A 21,679-nucleotide genomic window follows, 5' to 3' on the forward strand; every position below is an offset into this window, starting at 1 on the left:
ATATGTTTATCCATATATATTTAATGAAAATTTTTAGCAGCAATTACCCAGGCGTTGCAACTTGGTTAAATCTTCTTTGAAGAAGTCAGGTTTACTCTGATAAGCAGCATTGATGGACTGTTGTGACCAAGCGGGGAGTTCCGGATTAAGTCGATAATAAACCCACTGTCCCTGACGTCTATCCTGTAATAGTCCATGTTGTCTGAGAAGCGCCAGATGACGTGAAATTTTCGGCTGGCTTATTTTCATAGCGGACATCAGCTCACATACGCAAAGTTCGCCCTGATCAACAATCAGCAACACCATACGCAGACGTGTTTCATCTGCCAGACATTTGTGAAAACTCAGTAAATCCACAGCTAAATCATATTTGAATATTCATATATGCAGTAAATCATATATTAAACTACCATTAAGTCAATCCACCAACTGCCAGCTATCCTCTCCAATTTGAAAAATATCACCCGCGACCATTTGTCTGCGTTTACGGGTTTCAACTTCACCATTCACTTTTACGTGTCCCTCAGCAACGATATTTTTTGCTTCGGCACCACTGTCAGCAATACCTTCAAATTTAAGGATCTTGAAAAGTTCGACCGGACTTTTGGTGATATGAACGGGTATTATTTCGTTAGACATGGAAGTTTCCTGTTATTTTGTAAAAATAATCGTTAGGTCACGTTTTAACAATGTGACTCACTCTACAATCAACACACTTAAAAATGGCTCAATGAAAGGAAACATGGCCATGAAATATTCAGGGTCTATTGATTTTTCAGAGCCACCACTGCTGGAGGCTCTTTTTTGTCCAACAAGGCGGAAATGATGCGATGTAGTGATCTACATAAGTCATTTCCAACGCCGTGGGGCAAAAAAATAGTCCCAGCCCTTTGGGTTGTGACTGAAAATGCACCACTCTACGTTACTCGTCATTTATTTAGAACTACTAAACTGCATTCCTCGCGCCTTGATTGGTGCATTTTCAGTCACAACAGAGGCGGCTATGAAATATCAACAGACCCTTGTTAAATTGATACAATTTTCAATTGTGCTGTTGATGTTATACCCACTTTATTATGTGTGGGAAACCGATAAGATCAAATCTGCTTGTGAACAAATAAAGCCCGGTATGAGCTATAGCAATACGTTAGTTTTATTGAAAAGCTTTGGGCTGGATTTTAGCCAGATGAATGGTGATTATGCCCAGGGTGAAAAATGGCAGGGCCTGGTTGAATCTCACGCATCTTTTGCCGGATATGCTTGTGAAATAAGAGGTTTTGGCGATCAGATTGCAAAAGTGAGAATAGTTAAAGGTAAACAAATTGCTCCCTGAAAAAAGCTATTTTCAGGGAGCAATAAAAGAGGTTAACCTGCTGCGTAGTTAATCAGGATACCTGCAGCTACTGCAGAACCAATAACCCCGGCCACATTCGGGCCCATCGCATGCATTAACAGGAAGTTATGTTTATCAGCTTCCAGACCTAACTTGTTAGAAACCCTGGCCGCCATGGGGACTGCTGATACACCAGCAGAACCGATTAACGGGTTGATGGGCTCTTTGGTTATTTTGTTGAGTATTTTGGCCATGATGACCCCGGAGGCCGTACCGATAGAAAAGGCCAACATACCAAGCAAAAGAATGCCTAATGTCATTTGATTCAAAAAGCTTTCTGCACTTAATTTGGAACCAACCGCAAGGCCAAGGAAAATCGTCACAGTGTTGATCAGTGAGTTCTGAGTAGTATTACTCAGACGATCTACTACCGCACATTCTTTCATCAGATTACCGAAACAGAACATACCCAATAATGGCGCTGCATCAGGCAAGAAGAGAGCGACCAGAATCAATATGACCAAAGGGAAAACAATTTTTTCCCGTTGTGATACATGACGCTGCTGATGCATACGTATTTTACGATCTTTTTCATTAGTCAGCGCACGCATAATCGGTGGCTGAATCAATGGTACCAATGCCATGTAAGAATAAGAGGCAACAGCGATAGCACCCAGCAAGTCTGGTGCAAGCTTACTGGCAACATAAATCGATGTAGGCCCATCAGCGCCGCCGATAATACCAATGGCAGCAGCATCAGCCAGACTAAAGTCAAATATACCGAAGGTAGAGAGTAAAACCGCCCCCATTAACGTTGCAAAAATACCAAACTGGGCTGCAGCCCCCAGAAAAAGGGTTTTAGGATTGGCGAGCAGGGGACCAAAATCGGTCATTGCACCGACACCCATAAAAATGATGAGCGGGAAGGCGCCACTTTCAATACCAACCACATAAAACAGGTGCAAAATACCACCGGCCTCAGCTAACCCGGCTCCCGGAATATTGGCAAGCACGCCACCAAAGCCGATTGGAACCAGTAGTAAAGGCTCAAAGTTTTTCTTGATCGCCAGATATAACAACAACATGCCGATCAGGATCATGATGCCCTGGCCAGGTTGCATTTGATAGAAGCCAGTGGCCTCCCAAAGATGTAATAACTTATCCATTAGAGTTGCCCTTAAGCGATAGAAACGAGAGTGTCACCAACTTTTACGGTGTCACCTGGTTTAACATTGATTGAAGTCACCGTACCATCGTGTTCGGCTACTATCTGTGTTTCCATTTTCATCGCTTCAAGGATAAGCAATACATCGCCTTCATTAACCGACTGGCCTTGAGAAACCATGATTTTCCAGATATTGCCAGACAAAGGTGCTTTTACAGCAACGCCTTCATTTGTGCTTGGCTGCGCAGCAGGCTGAGGCGCCTGTGAGCTGTCAATCTGACTAATATCACCACCTTCATTCACTTCAACGACATATTGCTGACCATTGACCGTGATGGTGTAAGTTTCAGGCGCACCTGCCGATTTGGCTGGAGTGGAGGATTCGTGAGTGGATTCCGCGGTTGGCAACGGTTCAAATGCATCTGGATTGCCACGGTTTTTAAGAAATTTGATTGCTGTTTGATTAAATAACGCAAAGGTTAAAACATCATCAATCTGTCTTTCACCTTCTTCGAGTTTAAAGTCCTCTGTTTCGGCAAGTGAAATTAATTCACTGGTCAGCTTTTCCATTTCGTCTTCAAGCAAATCGGCGGGACGACAGGTAATCGCTTCTTCATCATTAAGCACACGTTTTTGCAGCTCAGAATTAAATGGTGCTGGTGCAGAGCCATACTCCCCGCGTAAAACACCCTGTGTTTCTTCTGTGATGGATTTATAACGTTCACCGGTTAATACATTAATAACTGCCTGGGTGCCGACAATTTGTGAAGTAGGTGTTACCAACGGGATGAATCCGAGATCCTCACGCACGCGAGGAATTTCATGTAACACTTCATCCATCCGGTCCAGCGCATTTTGTTCGCGTAGCTGGCCTTCCATATTGGTCAACATGCCACCAGGAACCTGGGCTACCAGGATGCGTGAATCGACCCCGCGTAAACTTCCCTCAAACTTGGCATATTTTTTACGAACTTCGCGGAAGTACGCAGCGATTTCTTCAAGCAATTCGATATTCAGACCGGTATCACTGGCTGTATCTTCGAATATGGCCACAACCGATTCAGTCGCCGAATGGCCATAGGTCATCGACATTGATGAAATAGCGGTATCGACATTATCAATACCAGCTTCAACACATTTCATGATGGTCGCTGTCGACAGGCCAGTCGTCGCGTGAGACTGCATATGTATAGGGATATCAATGGTTTGCTTAAGGCTTTTAACAAGTTCATAAGCTTTGTAAGGCTTAAGCAAACCAGCCATATCTTTAATACATAATGAATGGGCACCCATATCTTCAATGCGTTTGGCCATATCCAGCCACATTTGCAAATCATGCACCGGGCTGATGGTGTAGGCCATGGTACCTTGTGCATGCTTTTCATTATCCAAAACGGCTTTGATAGCAACTTCAAGGTTTCTGGGATCATTCATTGCGTCGAATACGCGGAACACATCTACGCCATTAATGCTGGCTCTTTCCACAAATTTACGCACCACATCATCAGCATAATGACGATAACCCAACAAATTTTGTCCGCGAAGTAACATTTGTTGTGGGGTATTGGGCATGGCTGCCTTAAGACTGCGGATGCGGTGCCAGGGATCTTCACCAAGATAGCGGATACAGGCATCAAAAGTTGCGCCACCCCATGTTTCAACTGACCAGTAACCTACCTGATCCAGTTTGTCGGCAATTGGCAGCATGTCATCTAAACGGAGTCGAGTAGCGAAAAGTGATTGATGGGCATCACGCAGAACGACATCGGTGATGCCAAGCTTTTTATTTGCTTCGGTCATATTATGGCCTTTGATTAAACTACTAATTCGTGGAGCGACTTGGCGTCACTTGTTTTTACGGTATTTGTGAACTGCACTGGATAAAACTGTCAGTAATGTTGAATCTTGAGAAGATTGGGATTGCTGTTTGGACTGCCCTGACTGATTCCGACCTAATACAGCAGTAGGGGCAGGAATGCCTTCAGCAGGAAGGGCGCCGACACTTTTCTCATAACGTGTGATTATCCACGACATTAATGTCGTCACCAGTACTAATACGGTCAAAAACACAAATACAAAACCCATGCCGGTTACCATGAGCGTTAATCCTTCTGACATAAGGGTGGATTTTTCCATCTGTTTGCCTCTGATTATTTGGGATAGTTAAAAGCCTGCAGCGTTTTCAACTGTAAACAGCCGCAAAGTATAGCATTGTTGATTTAAGTCAGATATTTCCTTTATGCCAAATGCAGCTTATAAGCTTCAATAACAACGATGTAGCTATGTTAATTGTGACGATTGATTTAATGACCGGAGCGGCAAAATCTACTCAAACAATGTAGTTAAAGCCAAAATGAAAGAGAAAACCTAAACGTCCTGTTTCAGGAGTTAACCGATAACTTTGTAAAACAAAAAGCTGTTGCCACTAGCGGAACAGACACATCACGGCTTTGCTGGAGTGTCTTTGAAAAAGAATTTCTCTGGCTGCATTTATAATGTTGCAAAAGTGCAACTGCTATCATGAAGATAGCAAAAATGAACTGGTGAAAACATTACCAGTCATAGCAACACTTGTTTTAACTGAAAAGAATGAACACCGACGCATTTGAATTAAGAGGCCTGGATGACACCTGGAAAAGATGATTTTTGGTTCCTGCCGTTGGGGGGCTGTGGCAGAAATAGGCATGAACCTGAATGTGTATGGACATAACGGGCGTTGGTTGATTGTGGATTGTGGTGTGACATTTCAAGCTGAAGTAGATGAGTTTGGTGACCCACTTAATAGTCAGAACCCGCCAATCCAGATGGCTGACCCGCAATTTCTGATCGACCGTCGTCAACAGCTGGATGGTCTGATTATTACCCATGCTCATGAAGATCATATTGGTGCAGTGCCTTATCTTTGGGAATACTTTCGGTGCCCTGTTTATACAACAGCATTTACCGCTGAAATGTTACGACGAAAGCTGGTTGAACGTGGTATCGCAGATAAAGTGCCGGTCATTGTGGTTGAAGCAGATGCCAAACGACAGATCGGCGTATTTCATGTGGAGTGGTTAAAACTTACTCATTCCATCCCCGAACCTTATGCATTGCTTATCTCTACAGCAGCAGGAAAAGTATTCCATACCGCGGATTGGAAGCTTGATAAAGCTCCGGTGGTGGGTCCGGCATATGATGCAGGTACCTTTCAAAAATTAGCTGAATATCAGGTTGATGCGATGGTCTGTGATTCGACCAACGCCAATGTGCAGGGGTGGTCGGAATCAGAAGCGAATTTATACCAAGGTTTGAAATTCCATGTTGAACAGGCCAAAGGCAGAGTCGTGGTCGCCTGTTTCGGCAGTAATATCGCCCGGTTACACACTCTGGCAAGAATTGCTGACGAAACCGGGCGCCATTTGGGCCTGCTTGGCCGCTCATTAATCAACACCGTGTCAGCTGCCAAAAATGTTGGTTTATGGAACAGTGTGAAAACGTCAGTAGATTCAGCGCATTTAGGGTTTTTACCTGCACATACGGTTTTATTGGTGGCGACTGGTAGTCAGGGAGAACCACGAACAGCGCTAAATCGACTGAGTCTGAACAGTTTTCGGGATATGCAATTATCACCTGGCGATACCGTTATTTTTAGTTCAAAAGTCATCCCGGGAAATGAACTGGCGATTGCCACTTTGATAGAACGGCTTAAAGTCATGCAGGTTGATGTTATTGATATTGATAATAGCGCGCTGCCCATTCATGCCTCGGGACATCCTGCTAGCGAAGAACTTAAAACCATGTACCAATGGGTACAGCCACAATGTGCGATCCCGGTTCATGGCGAGTTAATGCATATGAAAGCCAATGCCAAAATTGCCAAAGCCAGTGGGGTCAGACAACAGCTTTTGGGACAAAATGGTGATTTGTTTTACATAGCACCGGTTAACGGGATTCGTCGTGGCGCGGTTAAAACAGGACGATGGGGCTTGTTTGATCGAAAGTCTTTAAAAAAGCTTTAAAAGCGTACTAATGGTTTATCTTTATGATCCGCATGAGTAAAAGCTTTTAAAGAACAGCCGGATTTAAGCCTTTGCATCAAACGAAGGGCCCCTGCGCTCTGAGGAAACCCGTCTTTCTATTCGCGTTTTCTGTTTACGTTTGCGACGTTCACGACGCTGCCTTCGCTCTTCATGAATTGTTTGCTGGGTTTTTTCCGCAGACGCTTGTCCAGGGTTAACCGGTTGCGTGCTGTAGGTAATTAAAAAGTTGTTATGATAAATTCGTGATATATCCATCATGTTGACCTAAGGTTACACGAGTCATTTAGTTATAACGGTCGGAATGTATATATCTTTAGCTTTTTCATCATGTTAATACGGTTTTCCCTTAAATTTGAAGTGAACATTAAATGAAAAATTCGTTGAAAATCGGCTTGGCACTTGGCAGTGGGGCAGCAAGAGGATGGACACATATTGGTGTGATAAATGCTCTCGAAAAGGCAGGAATCAAGCCCGATGTAGTGGTCGGTACTTCTATAGGTGCATTAGTTGGTGCGGCATATCTCAGTAATAAATTGCCCGATCTGCAACAACGACTTTTAAAATTGACCAAACTCGAAACGGCGCGATTTTTTAATATTGGTTTTCCATTTAATGGGGTCGTTAATAAAGATAAGTTGCATCAATTCCTAAGACAGTATGTGGCTGAAGAAGCCACATTAATTGAAGACCTTCCGACGCGCTATGCTAGTGTCGCGACCCATCTTCATACCGGTCAGGAAGTCTGGAATACCGAGGGGAAATTGCTTGAAGCCGTCTGGTCTTCTATTTCTTTGCCAGGTTTATTTCCAGCCATTAAGCATCATGGGCGATGGTTGATAGATGGCGGATTAGTTAATCCTGTACCAGTATCGGTTTGTCGCGCATTGGGGGCTGATATTGTGATTGCAGTCAACCTGAATGGCGATATTTTGGGAAAACATCTGCATCAGAATCCTCCCGTTCCCCAGAATGATCAAAGCAGCAGTCTGCTGGGAAACCGGATTAGTGATTTCATCACCAATTACACTGGCAATCTTTTTGGTGAAGAGAAAACGCCCAAAGAAGATGTACCGGATATGTTCGCGGCAATTGCTGCGTCGGTAAATATCACTCAGGATCGTATCACCCGTAGTCGTATGGCGGGTGACCCACCAGATGTGTTGTTACAACCACGTTTATCACATATCGGTTTGCTGGAATTTTACCGTGCAGCTGAAGCAATACAGGCGGGCACACAAAGTGTTGAAAAAAATCTGGCTGAAATCAAGTTCTGTCTGGGAGAGGGTGATTAAGGGCTGGTGATGTTTAACATAACCGTCTGCAATACTGACGCTGGAAGATCAACAGATTCTAGTGAATTCAGTCATAACAATTTTAGCTACGACAAGAACCAACCCGGATTTGCAACTGTCAAGTCGTGAAGCTAAATTTTTAGTAGAAATCTACTGACAGCAGCTCAACAAACTGTCAGGCTGAACTAAAGTCATAAAAAATAACAAACATCTACAGAGAAATAGGCAAATAAAGCATGAAAAATGGAAATGCAGGTATCAGTAAACTCTGGTTTTGGCTGGGATTAAGTTTATTCGTGGTGATGTTCCTGCTACTTATGGTTCAGATAGACAGGCAGTGGACCAAGATGGATGAAATGACCCGTATTATGGAAGAGCAGGCCAAGGATATCCGCTCGACGCGTGGTTTATTACGTAATCTTGAAAAAACGATTCGTACGGCCGATTTCAGTAGTGCTGCCAACACCTCCTTTTCAGACCAATCAGTCACCAAAGAGACAGATGCTTTTGAACGTGCCCGCCGAGCGACTGAACACGAAGAGTATGCCCAGGGAGATTGGTTGATGATGGCGTTTGGCAGCAATATCCGCACCTTAACCCCCCTGGTTTCTGCTGACGCATACTCCGCCGAAGTTCAACAATATGTGCTGGAATCATTACTGGTCAGAAACCCCGAAACACTGGAATGGAATGGATTGCTGGCAGAAGACTGGTCAACTTCTGCTGATGGTTTGACGATTACCTTTGCACTACGTCGTGATATTACGTTTTCAGATGGTGAACCATTAACCGCTAAAGACGTAGAATTTACTTTTAATTTCATTATGAATGAGGCAATAGCCGCACCCCGCAGTCGTGCATATCTTTCGCGCATAGAGCGGGTGACTGCCTTGGATGATTACCATGTGGAATTTGTCTTCAAGGAACCCTACTTTAATAGCTTACAACTGGCCGGCAGTCTGGAAATTTTACCGGAACATTTTTATGGACGCTTTCTTGATGATCCCCAGACGTTTAATGAAAGCCGGGGCTTATTGCTCGGCTCAGGTCCATTCCGTTTAGCCAATCCTGAAGGATGGTCTCCCGATGCAGGTGTCGTTGAACTGGTACGTAACCCTCGCTATTGGGGACCGGTCAGTGCTTCTTTTGATCGCATTGTCTGGCGAATTATCGAAAATGATAGTGCTCGTTTAACCACTTTCCGTAATGGGGATATTGATGTCTACAGTGCTCGTCCACGTGAATATCAAACGTTACTGGATGACAAAGACATCATCGAACGCAGTCAGAATTTTGAATATATGAGTCCTACCGCAGGTTACAGTTTTATTGCCTGGAATCAGGAACGTGGCGGTGAAAAGACTATATTTGCCGATAAACGGGTGCGGATCGCAATGTCCATGCTCACCGATATCGATAGAGTATTGGAAGAAATTTTCCTGGGATATGGGCAACCTGCAGCCAGCCCCTTTATGCCGGGCTCGGCTCAGCATGATAAGGCTAATGAGGCAATTGGCTATAATATTGAAAAAGCGCGTGAATTATTATTGGAAGCCGGTTTTCAGGACAGCAATAATGATGGTGTATTGGAAACCCCGGATGGTGACAATTTTGAGTTTTCGCTGACTTACTTTCAGGACAGTGATGATACTCGCCGCATGGTGCTGTTTCTGAGAGATTTATATGCTCGTTCAGGCATTATCATGAAACCAAATCCCACTGAATGGTCGGTCATGGTAGAAAATATCCAACAGAAAAACTTCGATGCCATCACCTTGGCCTGGACATCAGGTATCGAAATCGACATCTATCAGATGTTTCATTCCAGCCAAACCGTTGAAGGTGGCGATAATTTTATCAATTACCGAAATCCTGAGCTGGATGCCATCATTGATGCAGCTCGTGGTGAAGTAAATGAAGAAAAGCGCATGAATTTATGGCATCAGGCAGAGAAAATTCTGGTGCAGGATCAGCCTTATACTTTCCTGTTCCGTCGCAATACCATGGCCTTTATTGACCGGCGCATTCATAACCTGGAAAAAACTGCATTGGGGCTTAATCTTATGGCTGTCCCGGTAGAGATATATGTCCCGGCCGAACTGCAGCATAGTCGCTAGGCGTTAGACAGACATGCTGAATTATTTGCTGCGACGCATCTTACTGATGATTCCGACGCTGCTCGGAATCACTATTGTAGTGTTTACTGTTATGGCTGCTGCTCCGGGCGGTATTAGTGCCCAGTCGCTGGTTGATGGCATGGAACTGGAACCGCAAAGCCGTCAGGCCCTGGAAGACTATTACAACAAATTGTATGGTCTGGACCAGCCCGCCCCGGTGCAATATGTCCGTTGGTTAAATAATATTTCACCGATTGGTTTTGAAAGATTAGCTGATGGTAGTTTTGGTGAGTTTTCATTGTGGAAAGGTCCTGATCTCGGCACCAGCTTTCGTTATGGCAGACCAGTCACCGATATGATTGCTGAACGACTACCAATCACCTTGTTACTCAATCTGATTTCAATACCACTGATTTATGCTCTGGCAATCGGTATCGGCGTACAAGCCGCTCGCCAACGGGGAGGACGATTCGATGTCACCTCCAATATTTTCCTGCTCGGCTTATGGTCAGTACCGAGTATGCTGGCTGGTGTTTTGTTTATCGGCTTTTTTGCTTCAGAGCAATATTGGCGCTGGTTCCCAACCGGGGGTTTGATGCGCCGCGAAACGGCGGATCAAACATTCCTTCCATTATTTAGCAGCTTTGGCGATGTGTTTATTACCGTGTTTTGTGTGGCATTGATAACGGTTGCTTTGATCAGTGCTGCAGTAAGTTTTTCATTAAAAAAGCGGCAGTATGCCGGGGTCATTGTGGGGGCTCTGCTAGGGTATGCAATGGCGTTTAACCTGCATGGTCAAGCTTTTGGGGTGTTGCATCTATTTTTGATTCCATCCATGGCCTTATTGTTCAGGCTATTGGCTGGGCTTAATAATATTGCATTGAGAATTATCGTAGCCGGAACCTTTGGAATAGGACTCGGATTAGCCATATCGCGATTACTCGGAGTGGACATTCTGCAAGGCGGCTATCTACTGGATCGGTTATGGCATCTGGTATTGCCTGTTATCGCACTTTCATATGGTGGTTTGGCCTTTCTTGCCAAGTTGACGCGTTCATCTTTATTGGAAAACCTAGCCGCTGATTATGCCCGCACGGCAAGAGCGAAGGGAGTGGATGAAGAAACCGTATTATGGCGTCATGTCTTTAGAAACTCACTTTTGCCACTGATTACAGTATCGGCCACTTTATTGCCCAGTTTGTTAGCGGGGTCAGTCATAGTGGAAAGCATTTTCAGTATCGATGGGATGGGCAAATTGGCGGTTGAAGCGGTGCAGACCCGTGATCGTGAGCTGGTGTTATCGGTCACATTGATTTCCGGTCTGCTTACATTAGTCGGCTATTTACTGGCTGATATTGCCTACGCAATTGTTGATCCGAGGGTCAGTTATGACTGAGCAAGTCGTCGATATTCCAGTCAAGCAACCGTCTAAATCCTGGACCCAACAGGTGGTTTCTTCACTGTTAAAACGCACCAGCGCCAAAATCGGTTTGGCCTGGATTGGGCTGTTAGTGTTAATCGCCACCTTTTCACCCTTTCTGGCAAGCAGTCACCCGCTTTACATGGTTGTGGACGGACAGGCTTCCAGCCCATTACTGCAACATATGGAACCACTGGACTGGGTCTGGTTGAGTGGTTTTTTCATAACCCTGGTGATTTCAGCCTTATCAATTGTTGCCGGGAAAAAGATTTTGTTGTGGGTTGCCAGCATTGCTGTGGTGTCATTTATTGCTTACTCGAGCGTAACACCGCCGGTATTGGTGGTATATGAGCATTACCGCGAAATGGAAGCTGCCGGTAAAGTCGACAATATCATTCGGGCACCGATTCCATATTCTGCTAAGGATTATCTTCGTGATTACGCCGATACCGGGATTGAGTCACCCTTATCAGTAAACGAACGTACCCATTGGATGGGTACTGACGAAAATGGGGCAGATGTAGCATCCCGAATGATCCATGCATCCCGTATTGCCTTGGGAATTGGTTTTATAGCTACCGGAATTGCCTTGGTTATCGGAACCATTATTGGTGGTCTGATGGGCTATTTTTCAGGCATTGTCGATATTATTGGCATGCGGCTGGTGGAAATCTTTGAAGCTATTCCAACCCTCTTTTTGTTGTTGTCATTCGTGGCGTTTTTTGGCCGTTCCATTTACATGATGATGGTGATTATTGGTATAACGGCCTGGTCGGGCTATGCACGTTATGTACGTGCCGAATTTCTCAAGCTTCGGCAGCAGGATTTTGTTCAAGCGGCCATCGCCAGTGGTTTACCGCTACGATCCATTTTATTTCGTCATATGTTGCCCAACGGGCTGGCTCCATTGCTGGTCGCGACCAGCTTTGGTGTGGCCTCTGCGATTCTGGCTGAAGCGACGTTAAGCTTTCTTGGTCTGGGTTTAGTCGATGATCCTTCATGGGGACAGTTGCTTAATCAGGCCGTGCAATCTTCGACATTTAACTGGTGGTTGGCGGTTTTCCCGGGTGGTGCAATTTTTATGACGGTATTCGCCTATAACCTGTTGGGTGAATCGTTGCGTGACGCGGTTGATCCCCATACCAATCGGGGGATGCAGTCATGACGTTACTGGAAGTTGAAAACCTGGTAACAGAGCTGGGTGAGGGCGATAACTGGTTACGGGCGGTTGATAATATCAGTCTGGCGGTTGAACCCGGCCAAACCTACTGTCTGGTCGGTGAATCCGGTAGCGGTAAATCTGTGACAGCGTTATCGATCATGGGATTATTACCGCATGGTCATTACCGGCATCCTGACGGCCATATTAGGTTAACGGATCCTCAGGGACAATTACCTGAAATAGCCTTACTCAATGCGGATGACGAAACACTGAGATCAGTCCGTGGCAGTCGTATCGCGATGATATTTCAAGAGCCAATGACCTCACTTAATCCCGTGCAGACGATTGGCGAACAACTGGAAGAGGTATTGCTGATACACCGTCCCGAACTGGACGAAGAGGCACGTAAACAGAAGATTCTGGAAGCACTGGCAGAAGTCAGGATTCCGGACCCGGAAGGTCGGATTCGGGAGTATCCCCATCGGTTATCCGGTGGTCAACGCCAGAGGGTGATGATCGCGATGGCGCTGATTTGCGAACCGGCATTATTGATTGCGGATGAGCCGACCACTGCCCTTGATGTAACGGTCCAGGCTGAGATTCTCAAGCTGATGCGTGATTTACAGACCAAATATGGAATGGGCATGCTGTTTATTACCCATGATTTTGGCGTGGTGGCACAAATTGCTGATGTGGTCGGGGTGATGCGTAAAGGCAAACTGGTGGAAAGTGGTAAGACCGCAGATGTCTTACGTAATCCGCAACATGAATATACCCAGAGTCTGATAGCCGCATTACCGGAACGGCTGATCAGGCCAGACAGGCCGGTGAAACCAGAAAAAGTCTTATTGGAAGTCAAAGACGTCTCCGTATATTTTCCAGTGCGTCGCGGCTTAATGCGCCGGGTAGTCGATCATTTTCGTGCCGTTGAAAACGTTTCGCTGCAGGTCAATGCAGGAGAGGTTGTTGCTCTGGTAGGTGAGTCTGGCTGCGGTAAAACAACATTAGGGCGAGCCTTGTTACGTCTGCAGGAAGTGACATCCGGCAGTATATTTCTTGAAGGCCAAGATATCACCCAGGTATCTGCTAAAGCGATGCGGCCACTGCGAAGACGGATGCAGGTAGTGTTTCAGGATCCGGGGTCAAGTTTAAATCCACGTCTGCCGATTCATACCACGTTAATCGAACCGATGCGGGTTCATGGTATTGGCAGTAGCGATGCTGAACGCACCCAAATCGCAGCGCGGTTCTTGGACAGGGTTGAGATGCCAACCGATAGTCTATGGCGCTATCCACATGAGTTTTCCGGTGGTCAACGTCAACGTCTTGCCATTGCCAGAGCTTTAGTGTTGGAACCACGCTTTATATTGTGTGATGAAATAACATCAGCTCTGGACGTTTCCGTGCAGGCCGGTATTTTGCGGTTGTTAAGACAGCTGGTCGATGAAGAGGGTATTGGCATGTTGTTTATCACCCACAATATGGGCGTTGTGGATTATCTGGCCGATCGCATGGTGGTCATGCATAGAGCACAATTAGTAGAATCCGGTAATACCCAGGAAATCATGAAATCGCCACAGAATGAGCATACCAAAAACCTGCTGGATGCCGTGCCACGGTTAGATGACAACTATCTGGCTTCTGCCATTTAAAGCTGATAGATAATTAATTTAACGTTATATCAACTTTTTGTGGCCCCTAAGGTCTGCATAGATAACAAGCCCTAGGGTTTGACTTACTTCTAGCCAAAGGATTTTATGATGCGTTATGTCTTACTATTAATATCAAGTTTAATGCTTTCTTTCTCGGCTCAGGCAGCAGAGTCCTGTCCTGAATTTCTGGATTATGAATTGCCCAAACTGCATTCCAACGAAACAGTTAACCTCTGTAAAGTGGCCAATGGCAAGCCATTACTCATCGTTAATACCGCCAGTCACTGTGGTTATACGCGCCAGTTTGAAGGGCTGGAGGCCTTGCATCAGAAGTATCAAGAAAGTGGTTTGATGGTAGTGGGCTTTGCCAGTAATGATTTTAATCAGGAAGCAAAAGACGAAGCCGAAGCTGAGCGAGTTTGCCGGGAAAACTTTGGCGTGACCTTTACCATGATTGCTCCTAGTTTTGTAACGGGTCAGAAAGCCAACCCGGTGTTTCAGGAAATTAACCAGCAAAGCGAAGAACCTGGCTGGAATTTCAGTAAATACCTGATTAATGCCGACGGCAAAGTCGTTGCCGCTTTTCCCAGCAAAGTTAAACCAAGTGATAAACAGGTGACGGATGCCATTGAGTCATTACTGTGATTAACTAAAACTTTTTACAACAGCAAATCTATCTGGCTTGTTGGAAGTGTGAGGTATGCACTTTCATCAAGCCATTTTTTATATAGCGAATACAGCATTTCGATGTAGGATGTAGTAAAACAGTGCCTGTGCAACTCATCATTACAAGGAAGCGATATGCGTGTGCTTGTCATCGACTTAAATAACTTTTCACGTTATCCCACCTTGTCAGTTGGCTATCTGACGAGTGTGCTAAGAAAAAATGAAATTGAAGTTGATATTCTTTCGCCCTTTGCCAAGGGTGTTGCAGGCTATCCTCGCCTGACACAGGCACGTCGTCGTGAACTCTATTTAAATTTTCTAAAGCACTGGACTGCTGTTACCCCAAGTAAATTGGTCAAGCGAGTTCGTAAATTCATTCAACAGGCTTTGCATCCCGGTGGCTCAGAAGATAAAAAAGTCATTTTGGAGTATTTACAGGAATTATTATTAAAAAAGCCCGATGTAGTGCTTATTTCAGCCTATACGATGTATTACGATATCACTTGTGAAATAAGTAAACTCTGCCAGCAGGATGGGATTCCGGTCGTTATTGGTGGGAGTGCGTTTGTTTATCAGGAAATTGCCGCCTTATGGCATGACATACCTGGTGTTACAGCAGTTTATGCAGGCGAACCTGAAACCCAATTAATTCCCCTGATTGCAGATGTTATAAAAGGTAATGAACTTAATGTTTATCCGGGTGTTTACAAAGCAGAACAGCAATCTATTGATATCGCCCTGCCTTTACTGAATTTGGATAAACTGCCATTTCCAGATTTTTCTGACTTTCCCTGGCATGCCTATCCCAATAAAGTTATTCCATTAATGACCGGTCGTGGTTGCGAATGGGATATCTGTACATTCTGTTCAGATGTGAGTACGGCTTCAGGCAGAAGCTTCCGTAGTCGAAACATCGACAACGTCATTGAAGAAATGCGTTTTCAAAGCACTCAATTCGGTTCGCAATTATTTGTATTTCTCGATTTAAAGCTCAATTCGGATTTAGTGCTTTGGCGTGAATTGATAGAAAGGATCCCGAAAGAATTTCCTAATGCACAATGGACAGCTTCGGTTCATGTGGACTCAAGAATGGATAATGGTCTGTCAAAAGCCGATTTGCAAAAAGCTGCGAAAGCCGGTCTGGTTCGAATCACCTGTGGACTGGAGTCAGGCAGTCCGCGAATGCTTAAACTAATGGCCAAAGGAATCAAGCTGGATAGAGTCTCAACATTTCTGAAGGATGCCCATGACGCGGGAATCAGCGTTCGAATGACGGCTATTATTGGTTATCCGGGCGAAGAGGTTAACGATGTAATGTTGACGAGACAATTTATCGTCCAACACACTCCATATATTGAACGAATAATGCTAAATAGGTTCACACTGATGCCCGACACTCCTGTCGCCAGAATGTTGGCCAACAATTCTGCTAAGTTTCCAGAAATAAGTGTCCAACAGCTTGATGTCAATTCTGCAACTATCAGGCATTCCAACGCTAAACTTGCCAAAAAATCGTATTATTGGGCAGCTTTCCGTTTAATGCGTGCGGTACATGATATTAATAAAAAACCGTTAAAGCCCTCTGCCAGAGAATTCGAAGGTGTTATGTAAATATCCTGAAAATTTAGATATGTGGTCGTCAGAGTCTGGCAAATTAACCGCACAACTTCGTTTGAAAGTAAATTTTACAGTGAAACTAATCTCCCAAAGTGCGATGTAAATTCTCAACGGATATTTCTTTTAAAACTGTGCGCAACTATCCGAATCACAAAGAGTTTTTAGTGTGTTTTCACGATCAAGACGATATCCTTAAGATATGACAAAACATATCAACCAATTATTTTTTAACCGTACGCTTGTAGTCTTTATGCTGCTTTCTGTGTGGTTTATTGGTGCGATGAGTTTGCGTTATTTTTACCACCAACAAGTCTCTGGTTATAAAAATCCGATTAATGAGCAGATCAATCAGCGGGTTGGCATGTTATCGGTGTTACAAGCCGAGTTGATTGATAAAGAATTTTCTTTTGTAGGAGCAAACCTCAGACAGCTTGGCGCTATGAGTATTGAGGCACCGCAGCAAGTCGCTGCTTACGCTGAAAGACTCAAAAATCTAAATCCCACCATATGGCAGCTATATGTTGCCGATAGCAAAGGTGTAATTACATTTTCTACCAATCCCGGATCTCAACAGCCAATTTCGGTAAGGGATTATTTTACCGAACACATTCAAAACGAACACACCAGTTTTTTCATTTCCTCACCGAGGCAATCCATTATTCAAGAAAGTGCACTATCTATCATGATGAGCTATCCGATTCGGGATAGTGAAGATAAGTTTAGGGGAGTGGTGGTGGCGACCCTTAAAAATGAAGACCTGACTGCTCAGCTTGGAAGCATTACCAAGAACAAAAATATTTCTGCTGTATTGACCGATCAGTCCGGCAAACTCATCTGGTCATCCAGTATGTACGAAGGACTGCATAAAAGTGATATTTATAGTTTATGCAAAGATCATAAATATCTGGCCTCAACTGAGCTGGGTATTCATCGGGTTCAATTAGAGAACAATGCCCAGTGCGATTTTCAGTTTCTCGATAAATGGGGAATGTTCTCCATTGTCGCTGAAAATCGTGCGTCGGCCGATCAACTCATAAGACAATATGAACAACAGGTGGTGACGCGAAATATCATCATTTTGATAGTTTTCACGCTGTTATTAGTATTTTTAGGTAACCAACTGCTCAAACAGATTGAATCCAGAAAACTGTTAGCGGTGCTTAATCAGCGAAATAAAGCCATTATTGATGCGATGCCTGATTTACTGCTGACTATGCGGGTGGATGGCAAAATAATTGACCATGAAGTAGAAGATAGTTTTCCTTTATTGGTTGATGCCGATAAATTAAATGGCATGAATATCAAACAACTGCTGGACCCAGATCTGGTAGATAGAAAACTCGCGTTGATGGCTGCCACAGTAAAGACGGGAGAACCGTCAACCATTGAATATCCATTGGTATTAAACGGCAAAGAATATTATTTTCTGGAACGTCTCACCGCCCTGGATGATAAACACGTACTGGCGTTTATTATTGATATTACCAGTAGAAGAGAGGCTGAAGTTAAGCTGGAATGGCAGGCATTTCATGATGGACTGACTGGACTTCCCAACCGCCTGATGTTCTTTGAGTTTTTAAATAAACTGATACAGAACTATCGGCGTCATAAACGTGAATTTACCATCTTATTTATTGATTTAAATGGATTTAAAGAAATTAATGATAACTATGGTCATCATGTGGGGGATGAGATCCTTAAACATACCGCCACCCAACTCGGCAGCATCCTGCGTGAAACAGATACCGTAGCCAGACTGGGCGGTGATGAATTTGCAGTTTTATTACCCGAAACCTCACCAAGCCAGGCCCAACGGGTTATTAAATCCATTGTTGAAACCATTAAACAACCGCTAATTCATAACGATCAAAGCCTGTCGGTCACAGCGAGCATCGGTATGGCTGCCTGCCCACAGGATGCAACCTCGGCAGATGAGCTTTTAAATGCTGCAGATAAGCGGATGTATGACGTTAAGTTAACCGAACGATAATTCTGTTCTCAAACACCGATTCACTATTTTCTTTTTAATAGCCCCAAACTCCTTCCTTTTAGGTAATAGTCCAATAAAATCCCTGGTAAAAATTACTCCTGTTAAATGAAATTTTTATAGAGCTTGTTTTATATTTCCTCATCTTTTTTATCAGTTGACGTTATAAACCTTCCTTACGGAGCGCTTTTAGGCGCTTAGCAAAAGGTTGGCATATGCATTGCAAAAATTCCTGACAGATAGAGAAATCAAAACTCTCAATGCAAAGGAGATAAACCATGATGCATGTAAAAGAAATTATGAACACTGAAGTTACAACGATCTTGCCTTCGACGCTGGTCAGAGAAGCGGCTCAAATCATGCGAGACCAGGATATCGGCTTTCTGCTTATTGCTGATGACAATACCTTAGTCGGTACGATAACGGATAGAGATATTGTGACTCGCGGCGTATCTCAGGTGAATGATTTATCAGAGATTTCAGTTGATGAAGTGATGACCGTAAAAGTCCTTGCCTGCCACGAAGAAAATACCATTGAAGAAGTGGCTGTACTGATGAATGATGAACAGATTCAAAGAATGCCTGTATTCAATGATGAAAATACTTTGGTGGGCGTCGTCAGTATTGGCGATATGGCTCAACATTTAAATTCTGTCCAGGTAGGGCAAGCCTTGAAGGGAATTAAAGAAGGCGTCCAGACCACTCATTAATATTGAATAAGGAAATTATCATGAGTGAAACCCTGGAAAAAACAAATATTGTTGAGAAATTGAATGATCTTATAGAAATGGATTATGACGCTATTTCAGCTTATCAAGCCGCCATCGAGCGACTTGAAAATCCACAGTACAGAGATCAGTTAAATGTATTTATGCAGGATCATGAAAATCATATCGCCGTCCTCAGCCAGATTGTTTGCCAGGAGGGTGGTGCGCCACCAGAGAAGGGTGATTTGAAAAAAATCCTCACCAATGGCAGCGTACACATTGCTCAATTGGCAGGTGATGACGGTATTTTGAAGGCCATGCAGTTGAATGAAGTCATGACCAATAATCGCTATGAGGAAAATGTCCAAGAAGCTTTTCCTGAGCCAGTGAATTCAATTTTGCAAGATCATTTGGCAGATGAACGTCGTCATAAAGAATGGCTGGAAACAACACTTCATCATCTGCATGAGCCACATTAAACGCCTCACCAACGGGTGAGGGGACGCTTCTGTCTCTCACCCGATTTTCAAACAGTTCACTTCGCGACGTTGCTTCACGACCATTACCAGTAACGTTTTTAACTTACTATCAGGAGTACTTTATGAGTGCCACCGATTCCAACCATCAGTTAAAAGCTCTGTTTTTGAACTGCACGTTAAAACAGTCGCCAGCCACCTCAAATACGGATGCCTTTATTGATGTTGCCAGCAAAGTATTGAACGATCTGGAGGTCGAGACAGAAACCATAAGGGTGGTCGATTACCATGTAAGTTTTGGTAATACTTCGGATGAAAAAGGTGAGGATGAATGGCCAAAAATTCTCGAACGTATTTACGCTTCCGATATGCTGATTATCGCGACACCGATTTGGCGTGGCGATAGAAGTTCGGTGTCTAAAATGGTCGTTGAACGTATGGATGGCATTATGAGTGAAGGCAATAACAAAAATGGTCAATATCCCACTTTTAATAAAGTGGCTGGCGTCATGGTAGACGGTAATGAAGATGGTGCCAAAAAAGCCTCCGCCAGTATTATGCTGGACTTGTCCGAGCAAGGATTTACGCTACCGGTCAATGCGTTTACCTACTACGTTGGTGATGCCGGTCCGGGACCGAGTTATATTGAAGCCGGGGGCGATAAACACTTTTTCACCAATAATATGACCTTGCTAATGGTGCATAACATGGTGCAACTGGCACAAACACTCAAGGCCAATCCTTATCGCACAGATATCATTGCTATTGGTGAAAAATCCAAGCAGATGAGCGACTGACCATGAAGCCCATTGAAGTTGTTCAATTATGCCGGGCTGACATCTGTCCATTCCCAGCCTTCATGTAAAACCAGTTTATGCAGTAACCTTCGACGCTCATTAAACTCTGCCATGCTGGATTCAAACGTCTTATCACTTTGCAATGTGAGGCCGGAGTGACTGAGAGGTGACAGAGAAGGAAGCGGCGGCACATCTGCCTCAATGTGGCTTAATGCTGAATGGCAGCGAGTAAGATAAAGCTGAATGATTTTACGAATATTTAAGATGGTGGATTCTGCTGGCAGCAATGACTTATCGACACCTGAAACCAACAAGTTCAGTGCCTCATCGACTGTTGCCAGTTGCAATCCCAAGGAAAACTCTCGTTCGTAACTGTAAAAATAATCTAATATCGGATAGGCCAAGCGATTTTCTGCACATTGGATTATCTCACCAGACACTAAATGGATGGTCGACTCAAGATCGCGGAAATCCTCTCCATTCCAGGCATTCAGCACCAGATTGGTCATATTGTCACCTAACAACGACAAATAAAAAGCCAATTTGCGTCGGCTAATAACACCGTTAAGTAAGGGAATAGCGTAGGAGATCATCAAGGTGACGAGAATTAGCCCATTAAAAGCTGCCACACTGGTCAATATCCGTGAAATATCTCCCACCGGACGCAGATCGCCGATGCCCAGTGTAGATAAGGTAAAGCCCACAAAATAAAAATACCCCACCAGATTTGCCGGTTGCATGTCCCCATCTTCTATTACACTGCCTGGCATACCAATAAAGATTAAGCCCCAGCCCAGCCATAAACCACATAACCAAAACAGCACCAGCGTGATAATAGTCAATGTGCCGGTATGGGCGAGCACATTACGATTTCCCGTTTTATAGGAAAGAGATCTCATCACCCATCGAAGGCTTACCGTTAAAGGACCTGCTAAAAAACCACTGCCCCGAGTCGTTAACGTCGTCCAGACCGCATCAACCATAATAATAAAAACCAGCACGGCACCGATGAATGTCAGCATGTCATTTCCATAATAAAAAAGCGGGGATATGCAAGATCAACAGCCCCCGGTTAAGAATAATTGAAAAACTTTACGCAAAATTTGTACCCGGCGATTATTTGCGTTCAGAGAAGAGCAACCAATAGATGACCATTAACAAAGTATTTATTCAGTAGGTAATTTTTACCTGATTGCACGAAAATAATTCGTTAACCAACTTAGCTTCCAAATTGTTTATTTATTCTCATCACTCCATAGCCGTTTT

General features: G+C 44.2%; 19 protein-coding genes. 13 read left to right on the forward strand and 6 right to left on the reverse strand.

Annotated elements, in window-relative coordinates:
* Positions 1 to 33: 33 nt before the first annotated feature.
* A complete protein-coding gene (locus AC08OG_RS06960; RefSeq protein ID WP_292353422.1) occupies positions 34 to 357 on the reverse strand; it encodes a metalloregulator ArsR/SmtB family transcription factor in 324 nt (107 codons plus the stop codon).
* A 60-nt stretch (positions 358 to 417) separates the two neighbouring features.
* A complete protein-coding gene (locus AC08OG_RS06965; RefSeq protein WP_292353423.1) occupies positions 418 to 639 on the reverse strand; it encodes an RNA-binding S4 domain-containing protein in 222 nt (73 codons plus the stop codon).
* A gap of 364 nt (positions 640 to 1,003) precedes the next feature.
* Here AC08OG_RS06965 and AC08OG_RS06970 point away from each other — a divergent pair, with 364 nt between their 5' ends.
* Positions 1,004 to 1,333: a hypothetical protein gene (locus tag AC08OG_RS06970; protein WP_482930429.1), complete on the forward strand. Its 330-nt coding sequence runs from the start codon at positions 1,004 to 1,006 to the stop codon at positions 1,331 to 1,333.
* A gap of 32 nt (positions 1,334 to 1,365) precedes the next feature.
* Here the strand turns inward: AC08OG_RS06970 and AC08OG_RS06975 are convergent, their stop codons facing one another.
* The 3 genes from AC08OG_RS06975 to AC08OG_RS06985 are packed head-to-tail and all read right to left on the reverse strand — an operon-like array spanning position 1,366 to position 4,634.
* The gene (locus AC08OG_RS06975) at positions 1,366 to 2,499 is read right to left on the reverse strand and encodes a sodium ion-translocating decarboxylase subunit beta (RefSeq protein WP_292353425.1); all 1,134 of its coding nucleotides are present in this window, start codon (positions 2,497 to 2,499) and stop codon (positions 1,366 to 1,368) included.
* Positions 2,500 to 2,510: 11 nt separating this feature from the next.
* A complete protein-coding gene (gene oadA / locus AC08OG_RS06980) occupies positions 2,511 to 4,298 on the reverse strand; it encodes a sodium-extruding oxaloacetate decarboxylase subunit alpha (RefSeq protein ID WP_292403397.1) in 1,788 nt (595 codons plus the stop codon).
* 45 nt (positions 4,299 to 4,343) lie between these two features.
* Positions 4,344 to 4,634 carry an OadG family transporter subunit gene (locus tag AC08OG_RS06985; protein ID WP_292353427.1) on the reverse strand — a complete coding sequence of 97 codons (291 nt, stop codon included), beginning with the start codon at positions 4,632 to 4,634 and terminating at the stop codon, positions 4,344 to 4,346.
* Between the two features lie 503 nt (positions 4,635 to 5,137).
* Here AC08OG_RS06985 and AC08OG_RS06990 point away from each other — a divergent pair.
* The 12 genes from AC08OG_RS06990 (at position 5,138) to AC08OG_RS07045 (ending at position 20,413) form a co-directional block, all read left to right on the forward strand.
* Positions 5,138 to 6,499 (forward strand): ribonuclease J, encoded by a 1,362-nt coding sequence (locus AC08OG_RS06990; RefSeq protein WP_482930430.1) that lies wholly within the window; start codon positions 5,138 to 5,140, stop codon positions 6,497 to 6,499.
* Between the two features lie 389 nt (positions 6,500 to 6,888).
* The gene (locus AC08OG_RS06995; protein WP_292353430.1) at positions 6,889 to 7,812 is read left to right on the forward strand and encodes a patatin-like phospholipase family protein; all 924 of its coding nucleotides are present in this window, start codon (positions 6,889 to 6,891) and stop codon (positions 7,810 to 7,812) included.
* Positions 7,813 to 8,048: 236 nt separating this feature from the next.
* Positions 8,049 to 9,929, forward strand: a complete 1,881-nt coding sequence (locus tag AC08OG_RS07000) for a peptide-binding protein (protein WP_482930431.1) — start codon at positions 8,049 to 8,051, stop codon at positions 9,927 to 9,929.
* 13 nt (positions 9,930 to 9,942) lie between these two features.
* Positions 9,943 to 11,325, forward strand: a complete 1,383-nt coding sequence (locus tag AC08OG_RS07005) for an ABC transporter permease (RefSeq protein ID WP_482930432.1) — start codon at positions 9,943 to 9,945, stop codon at positions 11,323 to 11,325.
* Complete coding sequence (locus AC08OG_RS07010; protein ID WP_482930433.1) at positions 11,318 to 12,514, forward strand: ABC transporter permease; 1,197 nt, start codon at positions 11,318 to 11,320, stop codon at positions 12,512 to 12,514. Before AC08OG_RS07005 ends, AC08OG_RS07010 begins: the two co-directional genes overlap by 8 nt.
* A complete protein-coding gene (locus tag AC08OG_RS07015) occupies positions 12,511 to 14,163 on the forward strand; it encodes an ABC transporter ATP-binding protein (RefSeq protein ID WP_482930434.1) in 1,653 nt (550 codons plus the stop codon). The genes AC08OG_RS07010 and AC08OG_RS07015 overlap by 4 nt, the downstream gene beginning before the upstream one ends.
* Before the next feature lie 105 nt (positions 14,164 to 14,268).
* The gene (locus tag AC08OG_RS07020) at positions 14,269 to 14,808 is read left to right on the forward strand and encodes a glutathione peroxidase (RefSeq protein ID WP_482930435.1); all 540 of its coding nucleotides are present in this window, start codon (positions 14,269 to 14,271) and stop codon (positions 14,806 to 14,808) included.
* A gap of 156 nt (positions 14,809 to 14,964) precedes the next feature.
* On the forward strand, positions 14,965 to 16,440 hold the full coding sequence (locus AC08OG_RS07025) for a B12-binding domain-containing radical SAM protein (protein ID WP_482930436.1): 1,476 nt from the start codon (positions 14,965 to 14,967) through the stop codon (positions 16,438 to 16,440).
* Positions 16,441 to 16,696: 256 nt separating this feature from the next.
* Positions 16,697 to 18,436, forward strand: coding sequence for a sensor domain-containing diguanylate cyclase (locus AC08OG_RS07030; RefSeq protein ID WP_482930437.1), 1,740 nt, complete (start codon positions 16,697 to 16,699; stop codon positions 18,434 to 18,436).
* A gap of 275 nt (positions 18,437 to 18,711) precedes the next feature.
* Entirely contained in the window at positions 18,712 to 19,143 is a 432-nt protein-coding gene (locus AC08OG_RS07035; RefSeq protein ID WP_482930438.1) for a CBS domain-containing protein, read from the forward strand.
* Positions 19,144 to 19,163: 20 nt separating this feature from the next.
* Positions 19,164 to 19,619: a DUF892 family protein gene (locus AC08OG_RS07040; RefSeq protein WP_482930439.1), complete on the forward strand. Its 456-nt coding sequence runs from the start codon at positions 19,164 to 19,166 to the stop codon at positions 19,617 to 19,619.
* 122 nt (positions 19,620 to 19,741) lie between these two features.
* Positions 19,742 to 20,413, forward strand: a complete 672-nt coding sequence (locus AC08OG_RS07045) for a flavodoxin family protein (protein WP_482930440.1) — start codon at positions 19,742 to 19,744, stop codon at positions 20,411 to 20,413.
* A 26-nt stretch (positions 20,414 to 20,439) separates the two neighbouring features.
* Here the strand turns inward: AC08OG_RS07045 and AC08OG_RS07050 are convergent, their stop codons facing one another.
* Positions 20,440 to 21,435, reverse strand: coding sequence for an ion channel (locus AC08OG_RS07050; RefSeq protein ID WP_482930441.1), 996 nt, complete (start codon positions 21,433 to 21,435; stop codon positions 20,440 to 20,442).
* Positions 21,436 to 21,679: the final 244 nt, after the last annotated feature.

The organism is Methylophaga sp. F7, from assembly GCF_056863975.1.